Raw genomic sequence first — 22051 nt, forward strand, 5'->3', positions numbered from 1 at the left:
ATTGCCTGCTTAGGGCGTAGCTTGGGTGGGCGAATCGGAGATTGACCGATGCAGAATTACAACGTTTTCTGCTTCAGGAGCGTCGAGGGCCTGTGCTGCGCCGTGCCGGAGAGCCGCGCCGTGCCGCCCTTTCTCGGGAACGGCTGCTGGGCCTTCGGCGGCAAGCTCGCGGCGATCGGCGACGCGCCCGCCGATTTCGACGACCGCGCGGCCGAGACCGCCGTGCGCTTCAACGGATTCTACCTGTTCCAGACCATGGACAGCCGCTTTCACTGAGGGCTGCGGCGCTTCGCACTGAAGGCCTGCGGCGCTTGGCTTGGAGACCTGCGGCGCTTGCCATTGAGGCCTGCGGCGCTTGGCTTGGGGCCTGCGGCGCTTGCCATCGAGGCCTGCGGCGCTTGGCTTGGGGCCTGCGGCGCTTGCCCGCTCGCGCATCGCGGCGAACATTCCTTAAGGGGCGCCGTGCCAGGGTGCGCCGCGTGGGACGCGGAGTCGGAGACCGACCCATGGTGGAGCATCACGGCATGTCGGAGCATCGCAGGGAATCGCGCCTGAGAACCTTCCTCAAGGGGCGGATCGTCTTCAACAAGGGTGCCTCGAGCATGGACTGCCTAGTGCGGGACCTGTCCCCGTCCGGCGCCCGGCTCGCCCTGAGCGAGACCTCGACGCTGCCCGAGAGCTTCGACCTCTACATCCCGCAGAAGGACCGGACCTACCGGGCCACCCTGTGCTGGCGCCGGGCCGACGGCATCGGCATCACCTTCGTGGACGAGGCCGCGCCGGCGCCCGTCCCCGTGCCCACGGCGGCTCCGCCGGCCCCGGCCGACGATGCCGCCGCGATGCTCGCCCTGGTGCGCCGGATCGGCGAACTCGAGGCCGAGAACGCCGCCTTGCGCCGGCTCCTCGCCAGCCCGCCGGTGAGCGGCGCCGCCTGACTCAGCCGGCCGCGAGGGCCGCCCGGATGCGCGCGGCGTGCTCCGCCAGGACCGCCCGGTCCGCCATGCCGCCGGTGTGGCGCCGAAGCGGCACGCCCTCGAAGCGAGGCACGATGTGGACGTGGAGATGGAACACCGTCTGCCCGCCCGCCGGCTCGTTGTACTGGAACACCGTGAGGCCCTCGGCCGCGAAGGCGGCCTTCACCGCCCGGGCGACGCGCTGCACCGTCCGCGCCAGCGCCGCGAGGGCGTCCGGGTCGGCGTCGAGGAGGCCCCGCGCCGGGGCCTTGGGGATCACCAGGGTGTGGCCGTCCCCCTGGGGCATCACGTCCATGAAGGCGAGGGTGTCGGCATCCTCGTAGACCCGCTCGGCCGGGATCTCCCCGCGCAGGATCTTCGCGAAGATGTTGTCGGGATCGTAGGCGGGCGTTGGGCGCGTCTCGGTCAAGGCAGCCGGCTCCGGTTCTGGCGCGTGCGTTCCGGCGCGCACGATGCACAGGGCAACGCGCCGCGTCCACCTCGGGCGGGGTCGATCCGGCCCCGTGCCGGGCGCCGCACGAACGCGGCGCCGGAATCATCCGGAGGCGGCGAACCTTCCGGGGCCTCCGCGCGTTGCCTGCGCTTTGCCCCCCAATGGCGACGCTTGACCCGCGACGCTTGGCCGGACGCGCGGCCGGAGGCGCGCCCGCCGGGACCGCGCACCCGCCCCAGAGCCCGAGAGACCCGTCCCGCATGGCCCACGAGAGCACCAGCGCCATCTACACCGCGGCCGGGGCCAACCTCGCCATCGCGGCGGCCAAGTTCGTCGGGGCCTTCCTCACCGGCAGTTCGGCGATGCTGGCCGAGGGCGTCCACTCGGTGGTCGACACCACCAACCAGATCCTGCTCCTCGTCGGCATGAAGCGGTCCCAGCGGCCCGCCACCGCGACGCACCCGTTCGGCTACGGCCGCGAGATCTACTTCTACGCCTTCATCGTCGCGCTGTTCATCTTCCTCGGCGGCGGCGCCTTCGCGGTCTACGAGGGCATCCACAAGCTCCAGCACCCGGAACCCTCGGCGGACGCCGTGGTCTGGGGCTATCCCGTCTCCGGCTTCTGGGTGAACGTCGCCATCCTGGGCTTCTCGGTGATGGCCGAGGGCTATTCCTGCTTCGTGGCCCTGCGGGCGTTCTGGGCCGAGAAGGGCAGCCGTCCGCCGCTCGCCGCCATCCGGCGCAGCAAGGACCCGTCCCTGTTCACGGTGCTGGCCGAGGACGTCGCCGCCCTGATGGGCCTCGTGGTGGCGCTCGCCGGCGTGATCCTGGCCCGGGTCCTCGACATGCCCGCCCTCGACGGCTGGTCCTCCATCGGCATCGGCCTGATCCTGATCGGGATGGCGGCGTTCCTGATGGTCGAGACCCATGGCCTGCTCATCGGCGAGGCCGCCGATCCCGAACTCGTCGCGGCGATCCGCGCGGTGGTGCGCGACGAGGCGGGGGTGCACCACGTCAACACCGTGCTGACCCAGCACCTCGGCCCCTCCGACGTCCTCGTCAACGTCAGCCTCGACATGGACGACGATCTCAGCGCCGGCCAGATCGAGGCCATGGTCGCCCGGGTCGAGGCCCGGCTGAAGGCCCGCAGCCCCGACGTGACGCGGGTGTTCATCGAGGTCCAGGCCCGCGCTGCCTCGGCCCCCGACGCGCTGGGCGCCGCGCCGGCCTCCGCCAACGCCTGAGGGGTTCGTTACCCGCCGCCCGGCCGGGCATCCGCGATCATCGCGCGGATCTGCGCGGCGATGGTCTCGATCGGGAACGGCTTCGTCACCACCGCCATACCGGGGCCGAGCAGACCGTGGTTGAGGACGGCGTTCTCGGCGTATCCGGTGATGAACAGCACCTTCAGGTCCGGGCGCAGCGCGCGGGCGGCATCCGCCATCTGGCGGCCGTTCATGCCGCCGGGCAGGCCGACATCGGTCACGAGGAGGTCGATGCGCACGTCCGACTGCAGCACCTTGAGGCCGGCCGCGCTGTCGCCGGCCTCGATGGCGGTGCAGCCGAGGTCCCCCAGGATGTCGTGCACCAGCATCCGCACCGTGGGCTCGTCGTCCACGATCAGAACCGTCCGGCCCTGCGCCGCGCGGGTCAGGGTCGCGGCGTCCGCGGCCGCCTCCTCGTCCGCGGCCGCGCCGTGGTGGCGGGGCAGGTAGAGGCAGACCGCGGTGCCCTGGCCCGGCGTGGAATGGATGCGGACCTGCCCGCCCGACTGCTTGGCGAAGCCGTAGATCATCGACAGGCCGAGGCCCGTGCCCTCGCCGAGCGGCTTCGTGGTGAAGAAGGGCTCGAACGCCCGCGCGACCACCTCCGGCGGCATGCCGGTGCCGGTGTCGGTCACGCACAGCGACAGGTACGGCCCCTCCGGCATGTCGCGCTCGCGGGCCGCACGGGCGTCGAGCCACGCATTGGCGGTCTCGATCGTGATGCGTCCGCCTTCCGGCATGGCGTCGCGGGCGTTGATGCAGAGATTGAGGAGGGCGTTCTCCAGCTGGGAGACGTCCACCAGGGCGGTCCAGAGGCCGGCGGCGCCGACGACCTCGATTTGGATGCCCGGTCCGACCGCGCGCTGGATCATCTCGTGCATCCCCGCCACCAGGCGGTTCACGTCGGTGGGCCGGGGATCCAGGGTCTGGCGGCGCGAGAAGGCGAGGAGGCGGTGGGTCAGGGCCGCGGCCCGGCGCGCCGCCCCCTGGGCCGCCGCCATGTAGCGCTCGACGTCGCCGAGGCGGCCCTGCCGCATGCGGTTCTGCATCATCTCCAGGGAGCCGGCGATGCCCGCGAGGAGGTTGTTGAAGTCGTGGGCGAGGCCGCCGGTGAGCTGGCCCACCGCCTCCATCTTCTGCGCCTGGCGCAGGGCCTCGGCCTGCTCGCGCTCGAGGGTCGTGTGGCGTCCGGAGGCGTAGATCCGGCCCGCCTCGAAGGCGGCCGTCCAGGCGAACCAGCGATACGTGCCGTCCCGGTGCCGGAAGCGGGATTCGTGCGGCGCGGTCAGGGGCTCGCTCAGGATCCCGGCGAAGGCGGCCAGGGTCGCCTCCAGGTCGTCCGGATGCGTGTAGTCGACGACCGAGGTGCCCAGGAGTTCGTCGGCGCGCCAGCCGAGCAGCTTGGTCCGGGTCGGGTTGACGCTCTCCAGGATGCCGTCCGGCAGGGCGACGGCGAGCAGTTCCTGCGACAGGCGCCAGGCCCGGTCGCGCTCGGCCGTCTGCGCGGCCACCCGCGCCTCCAGGGTGAGGTTGAGTGCCTGGAGCGCCGCCGTCGCCGCGTCCGCCGCGCGCCGGGCCTCGATGAGCTCCCGCTCGTAATGCCGCCGGTCGGACGCGTTGAACACGGTGATGCGGATGAACCGCACGGCCCCGGCCTCGTCCCGGCGGACGACCGCGTTGACGAGGACCGGCAGCGTCGTCCCGTCGGCGCGCACGAGGTCGAAGGTGACCGCGTGGAAGAAGCCCTGCATCCGCAGCAGGGGCGCGAAGTGGGTCTCGTAGTAGATCTTGCCGGCGATGTTCAGGAGGTCGAGGAACCGGCGCCCGACGAGCTGTCCGGCCGCGTGGCCCGTCCAGGCCGCGAGGGTCCGGTTGACCCGGGTCAGGCGCCCGCTCGGCAGGGCGGAGGCGTAGCCGCAGGGGGCGTTCTCGAAGAGGTCCTCGAGGTCGTCGGCCTCCGCGGCCGGTGCGCCCCCTTCCGGGGGGCCGGGGGTCAACGGGTCCGCCACGCCGTCCTCACGCAGATACTCCGCTCACAGGAAGGCCTCGATCGCCGCGACCGTCGCCTCGGGGGCGCTCAGGTTCGGGCAATGCCCGGTGGCGTCGAGGAGGACGAGGGCGCTGTCCCGCAGGTGCCGGTGCACGTATTCGCCGACCTCCCGGGGCGCGAGCACGTCCTCGGCGCACTGGATCACCAGGCAGCGCGCCGTCACGTCCGCGAGGTCGGCCCGGTTGTCGGACAGGAAGGTGGTCCGGGCGAAGCGGCGGGCGATGTCGGGGTCGGTGCGGCAGAAGCTGTTGACGAGTTCGCCACCGAGCTCCGGGCGATCGGGATTGCCCATGATCACCGGCGCCATGGCCTGCGACCAGCCCATGTGGTTGCTGTCGAGGAAGTCGAGGAGTTCCTCGACCTGCGCCCGGCTGAAGCCGCCGACGTAGTCGCCCTCGTCGATGTAGCGCGGCGAGGGGCAGACCAGGACGAGGCGGTCGAACAGCTCCGGCGCGCGCTTGGCCGCGAGGATGCCCACCATGGCGCTCACCGAGTGGCCCACGAAGACGCCGCCGGTGACGCCGAGCGCCCGGGCCAGGGTGACGACGTCGTCGGCGTAGCCGTCGAGGCTGGCGTACCGGTCGGGATCATAGGCCGCGAGGTCGGAGCCGCCGGCGCCGACATGGTCGAACAGGATCGTGCGGAAGCGGTCCGCGAAGGCGGGCGCCACGGCGCGCCACATGTTCTGGTCGCACCCGAAGCCGTGGGCGAAGACCATGGCGGTCTCGCCGGTCCCCGCCTGCTTCACGTTGTGCCGCCCGATGATCGACAAGCCCCGACTCCTCCCGCCGCCCCACCCCGTAGCACGCCACGCGCCACGATGCGCGCGGCCGGTGCCGCACCTCAGGGGAACCGGCGCGTGACGGAGCGCGCCCGTTCGAGGACGCGCCAGAAGGGCGAGGCTCTGACGGGGAAGGCGGGCGGCGCGGCGGGCGGCGGCACGGGGCCCTCGTGCAGCGCGCCACCCCAGGAGTAGAAACGGTCCGTGTCCGTTCCGATCATCCCCAGCCCGACGGGCGCCCGCTCGGCGGCGGGGCGGAAGCGGCCCGAGGCCCAGACCCGCTGCCAGCGGTTGCGGATCGTCAGGTCGGCATCTTGGTGGCCCGCGATGTCGTTGCCAGCCGCCGCGAGGATGCGGGTGGCCGCGCAGCCGTCCGGGATCCAGACCCAGGCGGCGAAGGTGTAGAGCTTCGTGCCCTCGAAGGCGGCCGGGTCGACGCCCCTCGTGAAGGCGGTCAGCAGGGGTGCGCGATCCTTCCCCTGGTGCCGGCGGATCCTGTCCGGGAACGAGACCGGGGTCGCCCGGCCCTCGTAGAGGTCCGCTTCCCGAAGACCGTGCCGGGCCGCATAGGCGCTGTCGCAGACCCGCACCCACGGTTCGAGATCGACCGCATAGGCGCGCTCCCGGGGGGCGAAGCGCCGGACGGCCCCCTCCAGCAGCTGCTCGGACAGTCGTCGCACGGGCGTGGGCTGCCAGTCGGGGCCGTGCTCCACGACGCGCAGGACGGTCGACGGCCCGTGCGCCCAGATGGCCTCCGTGAGCTCCGCGAACGTCGCCTCCGAATCCTCGGGGCCGAACTTCCGCACGAGGATCTTCGCGCCGCTGGCCAGTTCGGACAGCATCCGGGTCCGTAGATGGGCGACGCGCCCGTACTCCTTCTCCAGCAGGATCTCCGGATCGATCGCACCGACCGCGTAACCGGTGTTGTTCCAGATCGCGTATCGCCGGCTGGCGCAATAGTAGTGCCCCTCCGGGGTTTCGGAGACATGCAGGTCCCCGGGCGACCCGTAGGCCTCGAAGTTCGTCCGGAGCCCGTGGATCAGGGACTCGATCGGCGTGTAGGCGAACCGCAGAAGGCCGGACGGCTCCGCCCCGCTGTAGCGCTGCACGAACCCGAACTCGCAGTTCACCCCGAGACTGCGGAACTCGCCCAGCCGTTCGACCAGGTCGGGGATCGGACCGGCTCCGGCATCTGTGGCCCTGCGCGCTGCCGACATGGCTTGCTTCACCCAATCTGTCCCGGCCGCCCGTGGCGGCGGAAGGGTCACGAAAGGTCCCGACGAGACGGCGTCACGCAGTCCACACCCGCGCGACCGAGTTCTCGACGGCCTCCGCGATGGCCCTGTCGAAGACGATCATCTCGGTCGCTTCCCGGACGCCGCGCAGGCGATCCGCCAGGGCGAGGGTCCGGTCCGAGACCCCCGGCGGGGTCACCACTTTCGGCTCGACGCCGATGCGGTCGAACAGGGTCGCGACGAAGGCATCGTAGCGGCTCGCGTGGCCGATGACGTCGATGCGGGCGAGGACCTCGATGGCGACGATCGAGTTTCCGGGACCGAGGTTGTCGTCCGGCATCCGGATCCCGAGCTGGCGCGTCAGCGGATTGTAGAGCAGCCGATAGGCCGGTTCGGGCAGCATCCGCAGGAAGCGCTTGATGCTCTTGGCGTCGGTGAAATCGTAGGCGGCCGTGAAGGCCGCGCTCTCGGCCAGGGTCCCGTACCGCCACCGGTTCGCCGGGTCGGCCGCGGATTCCGACCGGCTCTGCAGCCACAGGAGGCGGGTGGCCATCTCGACGTAGGGGTCCGAGACGAGCATCGCGGTCATGATACCGCGGTCGGCGAAGAAATGCTCGTAGCGGGGCACGCCGACGCCACCCGACAGCAGGCAGGACGTGAGGATCCGGTCGCCGAGGATATTGGACAGGGTGTCTTCCGGCAGCTTGTGCAGGTTGAAGTAGGATTGTCGGAAGAACGGGAACAGGGCGGCTTCGAGGCCGACATCCTGCCGGACGCTGGTGTTCAGCAGGATGACCCGCTGCGGGAGGACGCTGTCCTCGGGTAGTCGGCGATAGACCAGCACGTTGGTGTCGGAATCGTAGAGTTCCAGGCGGGGGGTCATGGCCAGACCCGGCACCTCCGCGTCCGTCAGCTGGAAGATGCACTGGCCCGTCGAGTGCCAGCCGGCCTTCACGAATTCCTCGTGGCTCTCGCTGGCGGCCACCTCGGCGACGCGCCGACCTCCGATGGAGACCACCACGCGGCTGATCGCCAGGGGATTGTCCGGAGCGATCCAGCCCCGAATCGAGTCGCCGGTGTCGTGATTGATCGAGAACCGCATGCGTCCGACTTGGTGGTGGGCCTTGCGGCTGGCGGCCGCGCTCGAGATCCGTCGGCTCGGCTTATAGCGCATTCTCGCCGAAGCGAGCCCCCCGCTCGGCGCCGATGCGTGTGGGCAGGCAGCGTCGATGGTGAATATGCCGGACGATCCAGTCAGGCGAGTTCGAGTTCGAGGGCGACGTCGGTCAGGTAGTGGGCGATGCGACGGCGCGCCTCCGGATCGGCGCAGGCGACGCTGAAGCCCACCGTCAGGGTCTGGCCCGCGTAGAGGCGCAGGACCGATTCCGCCATCAGGGCGGCCTCGCGCTCCGCCGCCGCGGTCAGGACGCGGCGCCCGTCGCGGGTCTCCAGGGTCACGCGGTAGGTCCGGGCGTTCGTCATGGATCGGTCCCTGCGGACGGTGGCGACGGCATCGCCGAGACCGCGCATGGCAGAAGCAACGGCGCAGACGGCAAGACCGATCCACGCTACAGACCGATCCACGCTAAAGATCGATCCGCGCGATGCAAAGCTCGAACCGCCCGCGGCGCCGGCAGTTCGAAAGATGTCGGCACGGCGAAGACCGGGCTCAGGCCGCCGGCATACGGGATCGGCGGGCCTTCCGGGGCGGGCACCGGGCCGGAGTGCCGCCGGAACCACCGCCGAGACCTCGGCACGACGCTCCTACCGGACCGATCCCGCTCCGCGGGGGCAGGACTCGCGCCGCTTCGGCCCTGTCGCTTGGCTGCCGGGCGGTGCCCGCCGGCACGGGCCGGCGAGACGTCCCGGCGGCGCCCTCGTGCGCCGGCCGTATCAGGTGGAGGAGGATGCGGAGGACGCCGACGGGCGCGCCTCCATCCCGAGGGAGCCCATCAGGAAAGCCCGCGCCCGGCTGACGCGGCTCTTCATGGTGCCGACCTGGCAGCCGATCAGCGCCGCGGCGGCCTCGTAGGTCATGCCCTGTGCCGCCACGAGGACCAGGGCCTCGCGCTGGGCGGCCGGCAGCCGGCCGAGATGCTGCCAGACCCGGCGCAGGTCGCTGCTGGCCTCCTGCGCGGCCGGCGCCGCCACCTTCGCGGCCAGGACGCCGTCCGCGTCCTCGACCTCGCGCTTCCGCTTGCGGCACTCGGTGTAGAACTGGTTGCGCAGGATGGTGCAGAGCCAGGCCCTCAGGTTGCTCCCCGGCTCGAAGCGGTGCCGGTTCGCCCATGCCTTCAGCAGCGTCTCCTGCACGAGGTCGTCGGCGGCGGTCGGGGCGATGGCGAGGGACAGCGCGAAGGCGCGCAGGCTCGGCAGCGCCTCGAGCAGCGCGGCGCGGAAATCCGCAGCCGCGGGCGGGGGGGCCTCCAGCCGGGCGATCAGGTCGAGCAGGGCCGCCGGCTGCGTCTCGGCGAGCATCGCGGCGTAGAAGGCCTTGAGCTCCGACCCGAGATGCGCCCGCACCGCCTCGGGCATCGTCCGGCCGGATTCCGCCCGGCCCGATGCGAGCGCGGTGCCGCCCTCCCCGTTCGCCGATGCCCGTCGCCCGTTTCCTGCCGCCATGCCGATTCCCCACCTCCCGCGGATCGCACCGCAAACCGGGACGATCCGGCAATGCGATCGGGAGTTTCTGGCATACCAAGCCTGAACGCCGGCTAACGAATTCTTTACCGGATCGGCGAGCGACGGGGTCCGCAGGGGCGGGGGCACCGGGCCGGTCGGGCCGCGGCCGGGCGGAGGGATCCCGCGGACCGGCGCGCGGTTCCGGTGGCGAGCCTGTCGGTTCAGGCGGTTGCCTGGCCTGTCGGACCGCGTCAGCACTTTCCTAACCCTGGCCGCCGATCGCGTCCGCCGGCTGGGGATGGCCGCCAACCGGCCCCCGGCCCGCGTCCTCCCGGCGCCGCCGCGCTAAGGCGCGGGTGCGGGCTCCGCCAGGGCGGCCGCGATGGCGGCCTCCAGGGTTTCGGGCTTCGTCGACGGGGCGTAGCGGGCGATCACCCGCCCGTCGCGGCCGACCAGGAATTTGGTGAAGTTCCACTTGATGGCGCGGCTGCCGAGGAGGCCGGGCTTCGCCCTGGTCAGGTGGGCGAAGACCGGGTCGGCCGCCGGGCCGTTCACCGCGACCTTGGCGAGGACGGGGAAGCTGACGTCGTAGGTCAGGCTGCAGAACCGGGCGATCTCGGCCGCATCCCCCGGTTCCTGGGCGCCGAACTGGTTGCAGGGAAAGCCCAGCACCACGAGGCCGTCCGCCCGGTACTTCCGGGCCAGGGCCTCCAGCCCGGCATATTGCGGCGTGAATCCGCATTTCGAGGCGGTGTTGACGATCAGGATCACCTGGCCCCGGTGCTGGGCCAGCGGGTAGGGCGCCCCATCGGCCGCCCTCGGGATCAGGTCGTGCAGGCTGTCCATGGAATGCGACCGTGCGGCGTGCGGGGGGGGCCTTCTCCTACGGCCGCGCCGCCCCGGTCGGCAAGCCTGCGCCGCCGAGGGCCGGCCGCGGCCCGTTCGAGAGAAGTGATTGGATTTTGCCGACCATTCCTTGATCTAACGCAGGAACACGCGAATCGCAGGGCCGTCAGGATCGGGCCCGACCGGGGCGGGTGGGTGCTGCCTTCGGGATCGAACCGCCGGATGTCGACCTCTCTCCGCCACGACCGTGCCGGGGCCTCCCTGCCGAGGCTGCGCCCGGCCGTCGATGCCCTCCAGCTCCTCGTGCTCGTGACCGGCCTGCTCACGGTCGCCCTCGTCTGGGTCGGCTTGTCCTACCACCTGCGCCTGCGCGAACTCTCCGTCCAGGACAAGGCGACCCGCGACGTCGTCAATCTGTCGATCGGGGTCGAGCAGCATGTCGAGCGCCTCGTCGTCGGTGTCGACCAGGTCATGCGCTTCATCGCGGAGGATTTCCTCCGCGATCCGGAGACCTTCGACTTCCACGCCTGGCTCCGGCGCGCGACCTCCCTCGAGAACGTCGTTCACCAGATGTCCCTGTTCAACGAGCAGGGGGACCTCCTCTACGCGCGCACGCCGCTGCCTCCCACCGTGCCGCGCATCAACGTCCGCGACCGGGCGTACTTCAAGGCTCTCGCGACGAGCCCCGACCAGGGCCTCTACATCGACCGGACGCTGAAGGGGCGGATTTCCGGCACCTACGTCCTCCAGACGGCGCGGCGGCTGAACCATCCCGACGGGAGCTTCGCGGGCGTGATCGTCACGTCGATCGATCCCGATTATCTCGCCAGCCAGTTCAAGGCCTTCGATCTCGGGATGAAGGGCAGCATCGCCCTGATCGGCACGGACGGGTTCCTGCGCGCCCGCTCGCCGCAGACCGTCGGCATGTACGAGTTGAATACCCGCACCCTCGACATCCCCGGCGACCTTTTCCAGCAGTTCCGGCAGAGGACCTCGGGCGCGTTCCGGATGACGAGCCCCTACGACCACGTCACCCGCATCTACGGCTACCGTTCCGTCGGGCCGCTGCCGCTCCTCGTCAATGTCGGCAAGTCCCTCGACGAGATCCTGGCGCCGCTCGCCGAGGAGCGCCTGCACGCCCGGGTGGCCGGGGGCGTCGTGACCGTCCTGCTGCTGGGCGTGCTCCTCGTCCTGTTGCGGGGCCTGGAGCGCGGCAGCCGGCAGCGGGCGGCCCTGGCGCGGGCCAACGAGACCCTGGCGGAGAAGGAGATCGTCGCTCGCCAGGCGGAGGGCCAGGCGCAGGAGGCCAACCGCCTGCTCAGCCTCGCCGCGCAGATCGCCCATATCGGGCACTGGCGCATCGGCCTGCCCGGGCACGGCCTGTACTGGTCGGACGAGGTGTACCGGATCCATGGCCGCGCCCCCGGGGAGGGGCCGCCCTCCCTCGACGCGGCGATCGCGGCCTATCACCCGGACGATCGGGACGGGGTCGCGCGCTGCGTCGCCGATGCGATCGAGACCGGCCGGAGCTTCTCGTTCTCGGCCCGCATCGTCACCGGCGACGGATGCCCGCGCGACGTCGTCTGCCGGGGCTTGTGCGAGCAGGACGCGGAAGGCGCCACGACGGCGGTGTTCGGCACCGTCATGGACGTCACCGACCTGCGCCAGACCGAACAGGCGGTGATCGACAGCGAGGCGCGCTACCGGCTGCTCGCCGACCACACCCGCGACATGATCGTCCAGGTCGACCTCGACACCACCCGCCGCTACGTCTCGCCGGCCTGCCGGGACCTCCTCGGCTACGAGCCCGAGGAATTGGTCGGGACGAAGCCCATCGACGGGGTCCACCCGGACGATCGGCCCGGGGTGTCCGCCCTGCTGGCGGACCTCGCCGAAGGCCGGCGGACCGAGGCGCTGAAGCGCCAGCGCTACCGGCGCAAGGACGGGACCTACATCTGGGTGGAGGTCGGCTACCGGGTCATCCAGGACGCCGCGGGCCGGACCGTCGGCTGCGTCGCCTCGACCCGGAACATCACGCCCCGGGTGGAGGCCGAGCAGCGCATCCGCCGGAGCGAGCACCGCTTCCGCCTGCTGGCCGAGAACACCGGCGAGCTGATCATGCTCGGCCACGACGACGGCCGGCGCTCGTACATCTCGCCCGCCTCCGAGCGCCTCCTCGGCTACACGCCCGAGGAACTCGGCGCGATGCGGCTCGGCGACTACGTCCATCCGGACGATCTCGGCCGGCTCCACGCGGCGACGCGCTCCCTGGTCGGAGGCCGGGCGGAGGCGACCTGCGAATACCGGGCGCGGCACAAGGCGCGGGGCTGGATCTGGGTCGCGGGCGTGTTCCGGCGCATCCCGGACGCCGAGGCGAACGAGCCGACCATCGTCGCGACCTTCCGCGACGTCTCGGAGCGCCGGGCGCAGGCGCAGGCCCTGGCCGACGCCAAGGCCGCCGCGGAGCGCGCCAGCGCGGCCAAGACGGAGTTCCTGGCCTCCATGAGCCATGAGATCCGCACGCCCCTCAACGCCATCGTCGGATTCACCGACCTGATGGTCGCCTCCGGCCGCCTGCCCCACGACCTGCGGCGCCAGGCCGAGCTGGTACGCACGTCGAGCGCGTCCCTGCTCACGGTGGTCAACGACATCCTCGACTTCTCCAAGGTCGAGGCCGGCGCGATCGAACTCGACCGGCAGGCCTTCGACCCGCGGGCCCTGATCTACAACAGCCTCGCGATCGTGCGCGGCGCGGCGGACCAGAAGGGCCTCGAGGTCCGGGCGGTGATCGACCCGGCCCTGCCCAAGGGCGTGGTGGGCGACGAGGCGCGCCTGCGGCAGGTGCTCCTCAACCTCCTGAACAACGCGATCAAGTTCACCCGGCGCGGCTCCGTCACCCTGAGCGTCCAGCACGGCGGCACCACCGAGGCCGGCGAGCGCCTACGCTTCAGCGTGTCCGACACCGGCATCGGCATCGCCAAGGACAAGCAGGACCGCCTGTTCAAGCGCTTCTCGCAGGTGGACGGCTCGATCGAGCGGGATTTCGGCGGCACCGGCCTGGGACTGGCCATCTGCAAGCAGCTCGTCGACCTGATGGGCGGCGAGGTCGGCGTCCTCTCGGAGACCGGCATCGGCGCGACGTTCTGGTTCTCGGTGCGGCTGCCGCGTGGCGCGGTGGCGCGGACGATCGCCCTGGTCATGGACGCACCGGCGGCGCGCCGTTCCGGCCACCTGCTCCTCGTCGAGGACAACCTGATCAACCAGGAGATGGCGCGCTCCGTCCTCGAGGTCGGGGGCCACACCGTCGACGTGGTCGCCGACGGCGAGGCCGCGATCCGGGCGGTGGCGCAGGGCCGCTACGACCTCGTGCTGATGGACGTGCAGATGGCCGGCATCGACGGCATGACCGCCACGCGCCGCATCCGGGCTCTCGGCACGACCGCCTCGACGATGCCGATCATCGCCATGACCGCCAACGTGCTGGCGGACCAGGTCCAGACCTTCCGGGCGGCCGGGACGGACGACCACATCGGCAAGCCCTTCAAGCGGGCGGGGCTCTACCGGCTGATCGACAAGTGGCTGGCCCGGGGTGCCGGAACGGCGTCGTCCGCGGCGACCGACGCCGCGCGCTGGACCGGGATCCAGGCCGGCCTCCTCGACCAGCGGACCTACGACGAGGCCGCGGCCCTCGTCAGCCCCGAGCGCCTGGCCGGTCTGCTGGAGGCGCTGGGCGACGAGCTCGCCGGGAGCTTCCGCGCGGGCGGCGACCCCGCCGAGGACCGCGAGCAGATCCGCTTCGAGGCCCATACCCTCGCGACCTCCACCGGCATGCTCGGCTTCTCGGCGCCGTCCGACGCCTGCCGGGTCCTGGAGAGCTTCCACGAGCAGCGCGTGGCCAGCGAGGGGCCGGAGGTGTTCCGGCCCCTCGCTGGAGCAGGCCCGCTCGCTCTGCCGCCGCACCCGGGACGCGGCGCTGGCCCTGCGGGCGCGGGCGGAGGGCTCCTCGGACGGGAGCGCGTCGCCGGAGACCGACCGGACGTCCTGCGCCTCCTGAGCCCCGGCCGCCCGGGGCGGGCGGCCGGCAGGGCGCGGCGGCGGATGGCCGTTTCGGCGGGCCGACCAAGATACGCCAAACATCCGGCTTGTCCTGCGATGTCGTCACTCTATGATCTCGCTTGAATCCGACCCTCGATCGGTGTCGAATTCAGTATTCGCGCGCTCCGTCCCTTGCATCCGCAGGTGTCCATGAGCCGTCTTGCCGCCTCGAATCCGGACCGGGTGGTGCCGGCCAGGCCGGAACCGCCGGAGACGGATCTCGGCTTCCTGCCATCGCTCCGGGCGCTCAGCACCAACGCGATCGGGATCTGGCCGCGCCGGACCTATGACGAGCCGATCTCGCACCGGCCGTTCCTCGGCCGCACCCGCTTCGTGGTCAACGACCCGGACGCGATCCGGCACGTGCTCGTCGACAACCACGAGAACTACCTGCGCACCCGGACGCTGACCCGCATCCTGCGTCCCCTCGTCGGCGACGGCCTGTTCCTCAGCGAGGGCGCGGCCTGGCGCCGGCAGCGTCGGATCCTGGCGCCCGCCTTCACGCCGCGGGCCGTGGAGGCCCTCCTGCCGAACATCCACGCCGCCGTGGACGAGGCCCTGGACGACCTCGCGGGCCAGGCCGCTCGCGGCCCGGTCGACCTGTTCACGGCCCTGCAGCACCTCGCCATCGAGATCGCCGGCCGGACGATGTTCTCGGTCGACCTGCGTCCGCACGCGGCGCGCCTGCGCCACCTCCTGACCCGCTACAACGCGCGGCTCGGCCGGCCGTACCTCCTCGACTTCCTGCTGCCGCTGCCCTGGCCGAGCCCGCACGACCTGCTGCGCGCCCGCTTCCGCCGCCACTGGTTCCCCGTGCTCGACGCGATCATCGCCGCGCGGACGGCCCAGCCCCGCGACGACGGACCCGCGCGGGATCTCCTGGATCTCCTGATGGCGGTGCGCGACCCGGAGACGGGGCAGGGCCTGACCCCGGTCGAGCTGCGCGACCAGGTGGCGACGATGATCCTCGCCGGCCACGAGACCACGGCGGTGGCGCTGTTCTGGGCCGCCTATCTCCTGATGCTGGCGCCGGGGCTCCAGGCGCGGGTCGCCGGGGAGGCGGCCCCCCTGACCCTGACGCGGGCCGTCCTCGACGAGGTTCTGCGGCTGTACCCGCCCGCCTTCATGATCACCCGCCGGGCCGGCGGTCCGGACACGGTCGGCGGGCACGCGGTCGCGGCCGGCGACCTCGTCATCGTGGCGCCCTGGGTGCTCCATCGGCATCGGCGGCTCTGGCGCGATCCGGACGCCTTCGACCCGGGCCGGTTCCTGCCCGGCGCGGCGCCGGTGCCGCGCTTCGCCTACCTGCCGTTCGGCGCCGGCCCGCGGATCTGCATCGGCGCGCAATTCGCCCTCCTGGAGGCGACGCAGGCCCTGTCCCGGCTCGTCCGGCGCTTCCGTCTCGGCCTGAGCGGGGACCGCCCGGTCCTGCCCTCCGCGGTGGTCACGACCCAGCCCGACCACGCCCCGCGCTTCCATCTGCAGCCGCGGGGGTGAGGCGGCCGGCCCCTCGCGTCGGCGGGTCCTTCCGCGTCAGGCGGCGGTGCGCCGCTCCACGAGGCGGGCGAGGAAGGCCGAGCCGAGGGGAATGATGCTGTCGTCGAAGTCGAAGCTCGCATTGTGCAGGCCGGGGCCGGGCGTCGAGCCGATCCACGCATAGGCGCCGGGCACCCGCGCGACCATGTCGGCGAAATCCTCGCTGCCCATGCGCGGCTTCGACTGGTCGTCGACGCCCTCGGGGCCGAACAGCTCGCGGGCGATGTCGGCGGCCGCCGCCGCGTGCTCCGGACTGTTCATCAGCACCGAGAACACGTCGCGGATACCGACGTCGATGGTGGCGCCGTAGGCGGTCGCGAGGCCCGCGGCGATCTCGCGGATGCGGGTGGTGACCAGGGTGCGCAGGTCCGCGTCGAAGGTCCGCACCGTGCCGGTGATGTGGGCGCCTTCCGGGATGACGTTGTAGGCGGCGCCCGCGTGGAACTGCGTCACCGAGAGGACCGCGCTCTTGAGCGGGTCGGCGTTGCGCGAGACGATCGACTGGAGCGCCTGGACCAGGGTGGAGCCCACCACGATCGGGTCGATGCCCTGCTGCGGCTGGGCCGCGTGGGCGCCGCGGCCGGTGATGCGGATGTCGAAGAAGTCCGCCGCCGCCATGGCCGGTCCGGGACGCAGCTTGATCTTGCCGTGCGGGCCGTTGGGCTGGTTGTGGATCGCGTAGATCTCGTCGCAGGGGAACTTCTCGAACAGGCCGTCGGCGATCATCGCGCGGGCGCCGCCCTGGCCCTCCTCGGCCGGCTGGAACACGAACAGGGCGGTGCCGTCGAAGTCCCGGGTCTCGGCGAGGTAGCGTGCCGCCCCCAGCAGCATCGTCGTGTGGCCGTCATGGCCGCAGGCGTGCATCTTGCCCGGCACCGTCGAACGGTAGGGCAGGTTCGTCTCCTCCTCGATCGGGAGGGCGTCCATGTCGGCGCGCAGGCCGATGCGCCGGCCGGAGCCGGTGCGGCCCTCGAGCACGCCCACCACCCCGGTGCCGCCGATGCCGCGATGGACGGCGATGCCGTAGCGCGCCAGCTCCGCGGCGACGATGCCGGAGGTGCGGACCTCCTCGAAGCCGAGCTCGGGATGGGCGTGGAAGTCGCGGCGGATCGCCACGAGATCGTCGGCGAAGGTCTTGATGCGGTCGATGGGGCTCACGGATCGTCCTTGGGCTCTCGCGCCCGGTGGCGGGCGGTGCGGGGTCGGAGGGTCGTCCTCACCCGGAAGGGTTCGCCTCCGGTGCGGCCCTAGGCAAGTCGGATGCCGGCTCGTCGGATGATTCCGACGGCGATTCCCGCCGGAACGGCGTCAGCGTGTCGAGGACTTCGGCGGCCTCCAGCACGTGTTCGCGCTCGCGCGCCAGGTAATCGGCCACCGCCCGGCGCAGGGCCGGGTCGGCGATGTCGTGGGCCGAGTGCATGAGGACCGGGCGGTAGCCCCGGGCGAGCTTGTGCTCGCCCTGCGCGCCCGCCTCGACCCGCTTCAGCCCGCGGGCGATGGCGAAGTCGACGGCCTGGTAATAGCAGACCTCGAAATGCAGGAACGGGTGGTCCTCGACGCAGCCCCAGTTGCGGCCGTAGAGGGCCACGTCCCCGATGAGGTTGATGGCACCGGCGACGTAGCGGCCCTCGCGCCGGGCCATCACCAGCAGCACCCGCTCGGGCATGCGCTCGCCGAGCAGGCCGAAGAACCTGCGGTTCAGGTAGGGCCGGCCCCACTTGCGCGCGCCGGTATCGGCGTAGAATTCGTAGAACGCGTCCCAGTGGGCGGGGGTCAGGTCGGCGCCGGTGACGTGCTCGACCGTGATGCCGGGCGCCAGGGCGTCGCGGCGCTCGCGCCGGATCGCCTTGCGCTTGCGGGAGGCCAGCGCCCCGAGGAAATCCTCGAAGGTCGCGTAGTCGGCATTGTCCCAGTGGAACTGCTGGTCGACGCGCTGGAGGAAGCCTAGCGCTCCGGCCTGGACCCACTCGCGTTCCTGCATGAAGGTGACGTGGATCGAGGAGGCCTGGGTCTCGGCGCGCAGGGCGCGCAGGCCGGCGACGATCGCGGAGGCCGCCTCGTTCACGTCCTGCCCAGGCGCGATCAGGAAGCGCGGGCCGGTGACGGGGGTGAAGGGCACGCTGACCTGCAGCTTCGGGTAGTAGCTGCCCCCCGCCCGCTCGTAGGCGTCGGCCCAGCCATGGTCGAAGACGTACTCACCCTGGCTGTGGGACTTCAGGTAGCAGGGCGCCACGCCGACGAGGCGGCCCTCCCGCTCCACCGCCACGTGCAGGGGCAGCCAGCCGGTCTTGCGCGAGACGCAGCCCGAATCCTCCAGGGCGGACAGGAAGGCGTGCGAGGTGAAGGGGTTGTGGGTCTCGTCGCCCCCCGCGAGGGTCTCGGCCGAGGTGGCACAGGCATCCCACTGCTCCGCCGGGATCCCGGCCAGACCCGGTACCGCGCGCACCTGCAGAACGGTTTCGGACTCGGCCGGAGCGCCGGGTGCTTCGCCGGCGGGAGTCGCGCCGGGAAGAGGTGTTTCGCCGGGACTGTTCATCGCCGGGCAATCTAGTCCCCGGGACCCGGCGGGCCAAGGGTGGCGCGGGCCCCGCGCCGTCGCAGAGGACTAGCGGCGCTGCTGGTCGAACATCATCAGGGACAGGACGTCCCGTAATTCGGCCGGGTCGGCGCCCGCGAGCATCGTCATTCCGAACGCTGCGAGCCCGCAGGCGCGCTGTGCATCCGCGTCGCTCATCGTCGCCTGGGGATCGTAATCGGCCTGATGGCGCGCCTCCTGCAGCTCGACGAAAGCGGTGGCGAGATAGCGGATCGGGACGCTCACCGCCGTCCGCTGCAGCTTCTCGCGGTATCCCGCGCGCAGGTTCGGCTTGTCGATCTCCTCGCAGACCTGCTTCATCCGGCCATGGGTGAAGGCCCGATACAGGAGCGCGTAATGGGCTGCGTCCCGATGACCAGAACCGGCGAACTCGTCGGCGGCCCGCCGCAGCAGGGCGTGAAACAGGGCATAATAGGCCGTCGACACCGACCTGCGACGGCGGGCCGGACCCGGGGCTCGCCGGCCCCGCGAGATCACGCGCGACGTCGAGAAGCTCGGATGGATCGAGCACGCTACGGACCGCCCCATTCGTCCGGCGTCACCAGACGGATGTAGGGGTAGGACTCGTCGCCGCTCGCGATGAGCCCGTCGCGGACCTTGTGGGCGATGTCGAGGAGAAGCTCCGCCTCCTGCGCCTGCCCGGGTTCAGAGAGGAAGGACAGGTAGTAGGCGGGCTCGTCCGTCGAATCGACGGCGACGCGGACCTTGATGGCCCGGACCCGCGGACCGGCCACGGATCGCGCCGCCGACAATCCGATCTGTTCGACGCGGTCGAGCGGAAGCTGTGCCATGGGTGGAAGTGTCCTTCGGATGGCCGCGCCCGTCAAACGGAGGTCGCGCCTCAGGGGCGGAATCCCTCGAACACCATCTGGTCGGCATGGGCTTCGGCGTGGCGGCGCTGGTCCGGGTTGCGCACGGTCCAGGTCATCACGGGACGTTGCCCGAGGAGCCGGCACAGGAGAGTGGCCGCGCAGGGCAGGTCGTCCACCCGCCAGGACAGGAAGTCCGGCCGGGTCTCGTCGAAGTGCAGCAGGTCGGGGAGGGCGCGCCGCAGGCTCGGGGGCAGCGTCGCGTAGACCGGGTCGTCCTGGCGCGTCTCGGCGACGATGCCGCGCGGGAGCCCGGGCGCCAGCGTCCGCAGCGCCGCGACGATGTGGGGATCGAAGGATTTCAGCGCCACCGGCCCGTCATGGGCGGCCGCGAGGGCGGCGACGCGCTCGGCGAGCCGCAGGTCGCCGGTGTAGCGCGACTTCACCTCGATCACGAGGGGCGTGCGCCCGCCGATCCGGGCCAGGAAATCCGGCAGGGTCGGGATGCGCTCGGCGCTGCCCGCCACCTCCAGGGCGGCGAGAACGGCGGCCGGATGCGCGCCGACCGCGTCCCCGGCCGTGGTCAGGCGGCCGAGGGTCTCGTCGTGGAACACCATCGCCTCGCCGTCGGCGCTGAGCTGCACGTCGCACTCGATGGCGTAGCCGCCCCGGATCGCCGCCTCGGCGGCGGCGGCCGTGTTCTCGGGCAGGCCGCCCGCCCGGTCGTGCAGGCCGCGATGGGCGATGGGGCGGGCGGTGAGCCAGTCGGGGGCGTTCGGGCTCATTTGACCTCGAACATCGCCTCGACCTCGACGGCCGCGTCGAGGGGCAGCTCGGCGACCCCGACGGTGGCGCGGGCGTGGCGGCCGCGGTCGCCCAGGACCTCGACCATCAGGTCGGAAGCGCCGTTCATGATGCCGGCGAGCCCCGCGAAGGTCGGGACCGCGTTGATGAAGCCGCCGAGGCGGATGCACTGCACGACGCCGCGCTCGAGGTCGCCCACCGCCGCCTGCACCTGGGCCAGCACGTTGAGGGCGCAGAGCCGGGCGGCGGCGACGCCGTCCTCGACCGAGACCTCGGCCCCGAGCTTGCCCGTGTGGGCGGCGGCGATTCGGCCGTCGGCGCCGAAGCAGATCTGCCCGGAGACCACCACGAGGTTGCCGCTGCGCACGAAGGGGACGTAGTTCGCGACCGGGGCCGCCGCCTTGGGCAGGGTCAGGCCGAGGGCCTCGAGACGTTCCGTGACGGTGCTCATGCTGCGTCGTTCCTCTGCTGGGCGGCCGCGGGTCGTCCGGCCGGCGTGACGCGGCTCTGAGCACTTCCGGGAACAAGGCGCAAGGCGGGCCGCGCATCGCGCCCGCAGCAGCCTAATTGGCAGGCATGTCAGGGATGTGAACCCGGTCTGTCGTTGACAGAATTGGGCATTTCTCTAGTAATCGCGCGCGTGCCGCCCCGTCCGAGGCGGCACTTTCATTTGGTGCGGTCGCGTCTCTCGCGTGCCCGCGAGAGACACGGGAAGACGGGATCGTGACATCCGCCCTTCTGCCGACCTATGCCCGGGCCCCCATCGCCTTCGAGCGCGGCGAGGGCGCATGGCTCGAGGCGCGCGGCGGCGAGCGATACCTCGACTTCGGCGCCGGCATCGCGGTGAACGCGCTGGGCCACGCCCACCCGCACCTCGTCCAGGCCCTGACCGCGCAGGCGCAGAAGCTCTGGCACACCTCGAACCTGTTCGAGATCCCGGAGGGCGAGCGGCTGGGCCGGCGCCTCGTGGACGCGACCTTCGCGGACGTGGCCTTCTTCGCCAACTCGGGCGCCGAGGCCAACGAGGCCGCCATCAAGATGGCGCGCAAGTACCACGCCGCCGACGGCCACCCGGAGCGCTTCCGGATCATCACGATCGAGGGCGCCTTCCACGGCCGGACCCTGGCCACCATCGCGGCCGGCGGCCAGCAGAAGTACATCGAGGGCTTCGGCCCGAAGGTGGACGGGTTCGACCAAGTGCCCTTCGGCGACCACGAGGCCCTGCGGGCCGCCATCGGCCCGGAGACGGCCGCGATCCTGGTCGAGCCGATCCAGGGGGAGGGCGGCGTGCGCCCGGTGCCGCCGCAATGCCTGCGCGGCCTGCGCGAACTCTGCGACGCGCACGGCATCCTGCTCATCATGGACGAGGTCCAGACCGGGGTCGGGCGCACGGGCAAGCTGTTCGCGCACGAGTGGGCGGGGGCGGCCCCCGACATCATGAGCGCGGCCAAGGGCATCGGCGGCGGCTTTCCCCTCGGCGTCTGCCTCGCCACGGCGGAGGCCGCGCGCGGCATGACCGCGGGCAGCCACGGCACCACCTTCGGCGGCAACCCGCTGGCCATGTCGGTGGGCAACGCCGTCCTCGACGTGGTGCTGGCCGAGGGTTTCCTCGACCACGTCCAGCGCATGGGCATCATCCTGAAGCAGCGCCTCGCCGCCCTGCAGGACCGGCACCCCGGCGTCATCGCCGACATCCGCGGCGAGGGCCTGATGCTCGGCCTCAAGCTCCACGTGCTGAACACCGAGTTCGCCGCCGCCGCCCGCGATGCCCACCTGCTGGTGATCCCGGCGGGCGACAACGTGGTGCGCCTGCTGCCCCCGCTGATCATCACGGAGGCCGACGTGGCGGAGGCGGTCACCCGCCTCGACACGGCGGCCGGCCGGCTCGGAACGCGCCTGCGCGGCGCGGCCGAGTAGCCGGACGGCCGTCCCCATGCCCGGCCGCGACGCCGGATCTGCCCGGACCGGGCCAGCCTCGACCGGAACCGCCCGAACCGGGACCACG

Annotated in this window: 20 protein-coding genes; 6 read left to right on the forward strand and 14 right to left on the reverse strand. The window is 72.0% G+C overall.

Annotated features, from left to right (window positions below; genetic code table 11):
* Nucleotides 1–48 precede the first annotated feature (48 nt).
* Both ASF49_RS04160 and ASF49_RS04165 read left to right on the forward strand, forming a co-directional pair.
* Nucleotides 49–276: a hypothetical protein gene (locus ASF49_RS04160; RefSeq protein WP_056468253.1), complete on the forward strand. Its 228-nt coding sequence runs from the start codon at nt 49–51 to the stop codon at nt 274–276.
* Nucleotides 277–524: 248 nt separating this feature from the next.
* Nucleotides 525–935 (forward strand): PilZ domain-containing protein, encoded by a 411-nt coding sequence (locus ASF49_RS04165; RefSeq protein ID WP_056468635.1) that lies wholly within the window; start codon nt 525–527, stop codon nt 933–935.
* Between the two features lies 1 nt (nt 936).
* On the opposite strand, the gene ASF49_RS04170 is transcribed toward ASF49_RS04165, so the two are convergent.
* Complete coding sequence (locus ASF49_RS04170; RefSeq protein ID WP_056468256.1) at nt 937–1383, reverse strand: HIT domain-containing protein; 447 nt, start codon at nt 1381–1383, stop codon at nt 937–939.
* Nucleotides 1384–1667: 284 nt separating this feature from the next.
* On the opposite strand from ASF49_RS04170, the gene ASF49_RS04175 reads away from it, so the two are divergent.
* On the forward strand, nt 1668–2651 hold the full coding sequence (locus ASF49_RS04175; RefSeq protein WP_056468259.1) for a cation diffusion facilitator family transporter: 984 nt from the start codon (nt 1668–1670) through the stop codon (nt 2649–2651).
* Nucleotides 2652–2659: 8 nt separating this feature from the next.
* Here the strand turns inward: ASF49_RS04175 and ASF49_RS04180 are convergent, their stop codons facing one another.
* The 7 genes from ASF49_RS04180 to ASF49_RS04210 form a co-directional block, all read right to left on the reverse strand.
* A complete protein-coding gene (locus ASF49_RS04180) occupies nt 2660–4681 on the reverse strand; it encodes a PAS domain S-box protein (RefSeq protein ID WP_243214714.1) in 2022 nt (673 codons plus the stop codon).
* Nucleotides 4682–4705: 24 nt separating this feature from the next.
* Nucleotides 4706–5494: an alpha/beta fold hydrolase gene (locus ASF49_RS04185; protein ID WP_056468265.1), complete on the reverse strand. Its 789-nt coding sequence runs from the start codon at nt 5492–5494 to the stop codon at nt 4706–4708.
* 71 nt (nt 5495–5565) lie between these two features.
* Entirely contained in the window at nt 5566–6720 is a 1155-nt protein-coding gene (locus ASF49_RS04190) for a hypothetical protein (protein WP_056468267.1), read from the reverse strand.
* A gap of 73 nt (nt 6721–6793) precedes the next feature.
* Nucleotides 6794–7840: a hypothetical protein gene (locus tag ASF49_RS04195; RefSeq protein ID WP_056468638.1), complete on the reverse strand. Its 1047-nt coding sequence runs from the start codon at nt 7838–7840 to the stop codon at nt 6794–6796.
* A 152-nt stretch (nt 7841–7992) separates the two neighbouring features.
* Nucleotides 7993–8220 (reverse strand): hypothetical protein, encoded by a 228-nt coding sequence (locus ASF49_RS04200; protein ID WP_056468641.1) that lies wholly within the window; start codon nt 8218–8220, stop codon nt 7993–7995.
* Nucleotides 8221–8631: 411 nt separating this feature from the next.
* Nucleotides 8632–9360, reverse strand: coding sequence for a sigma-70 family RNA polymerase sigma factor (locus tag ASF49_RS04205; RefSeq protein ID WP_082510843.1), 729 nt, complete (start codon nt 9358–9360; stop codon nt 8632–8634).
* 345 nt (nt 9361–9705) lie between these two features.
* Complete coding sequence (locus ASF49_RS04210) at nt 9706–10206, reverse strand: glutathione peroxidase (RefSeq protein WP_056468273.1); 501 nt, start codon at nt 10204–10206, stop codon at nt 9706–9708.
* 222 nt (nt 10207–10428) lie between these two features.
* Between ASF49_RS04210 and ASF49_RS04215 the strand changes: the two genes are divergently transcribed.
* Nucleotides 10429–14385: a PAS domain S-box protein gene (locus ASF49_RS04215; RefSeq protein WP_056468277.1), complete on the forward strand. Its 3957-nt coding sequence runs from the start codon at nt 10429–10431 to the stop codon at nt 14383–14385.
* Between the two features lie 66 nt (nt 14386–14451).
* Complete coding sequence (locus ASF49_RS04220; RefSeq protein ID WP_056468644.1) at nt 14452–15798, forward strand: cytochrome P450; 1347 nt, start codon at nt 14452–14454, stop codon at nt 15796–15798.
* A gap of 36 nt (nt 15799–15834) precedes the next feature.
* Here the strand turns inward: ASF49_RS04220 and ASF49_RS04225 are convergent, their stop codons facing one another.
* From ASF49_RS04225 to ASF49_RS04250, 6 genes are all read right to left on the reverse strand, one after another.
* Nucleotides 15835–16995 (reverse strand): M20 aminoacylase family protein, encoded by a 1161-nt coding sequence (locus tag ASF49_RS04225; protein ID WP_056468280.1) that lies wholly within the window; start codon nt 16993–16995, stop codon nt 15835–15837.
* Between the two features lie 58 nt (nt 16996–17053).
* On the reverse strand, nt 17054–18373 hold the full coding sequence (locus ASF49_RS04230) for a GNAT family N-acetyltransferase (RefSeq protein WP_082510845.1): 1320 nt from the start codon (nt 18371–18373) through the stop codon (nt 17054–17056).
* Nucleotides 18374–18442: 69 nt separating this feature from the next.
* Nucleotides 18443–18859, reverse strand: coding sequence for a hypothetical protein (locus tag ASF49_RS04235; RefSeq protein WP_056468282.1), 417 nt, complete (start codon nt 18857–18859; stop codon nt 18443–18445).
* 86 nt (nt 18860–18945) lie between these two features.
* Nucleotides 18946–19224, reverse strand: coding sequence for a hypothetical protein (locus tag ASF49_RS04240; RefSeq protein ID WP_056468285.1), 279 nt, complete (start codon nt 19222–19224; stop codon nt 18946–18948).
* Between the two features lie 50 nt (nt 19225–19274).
* On the reverse strand, nt 19275–20027 hold the full coding sequence (locus tag ASF49_RS04245; protein WP_056468287.1) for a glycerophosphodiester phosphodiesterase family protein: 753 nt from the start codon (nt 20025–20027) through the stop codon (nt 19275–19277).
* Entirely contained in the window at nt 20024–20497 is a 474-nt protein-coding gene (locus ASF49_RS04250) for a RidA family protein (protein WP_056468290.1), read from the reverse strand. Before ASF49_RS04250 ends, ASF49_RS04245 begins: the two co-directional genes overlap by 4 nt.
* 272 nt (nt 20498–20769) lie before the next feature.
* On the opposite strand from ASF49_RS04250, the gene ASF49_RS04255 reads away from it, so the two are divergent.
* The gene (locus ASF49_RS04255) at nt 20770–21963 is read left to right on the forward strand and encodes an aspartate aminotransferase family protein (RefSeq protein ID WP_056468293.1); all 1194 of its coding nucleotides are present in this window, start codon (nt 20770–20772) and stop codon (nt 21961–21963) included.
* Nucleotides 21964–22051: the final 88 nt, after the last annotated feature.

Source organism: Methylobacterium sp. Leaf104 (assembly GCF_001422885.1).
In the GTDB taxonomy this organism is placed as follows: Bacteria; Pseudomonadota; Alphaproteobacteria; order Rhizobiales; family Beijerinckiaceae; genus Methylobacterium.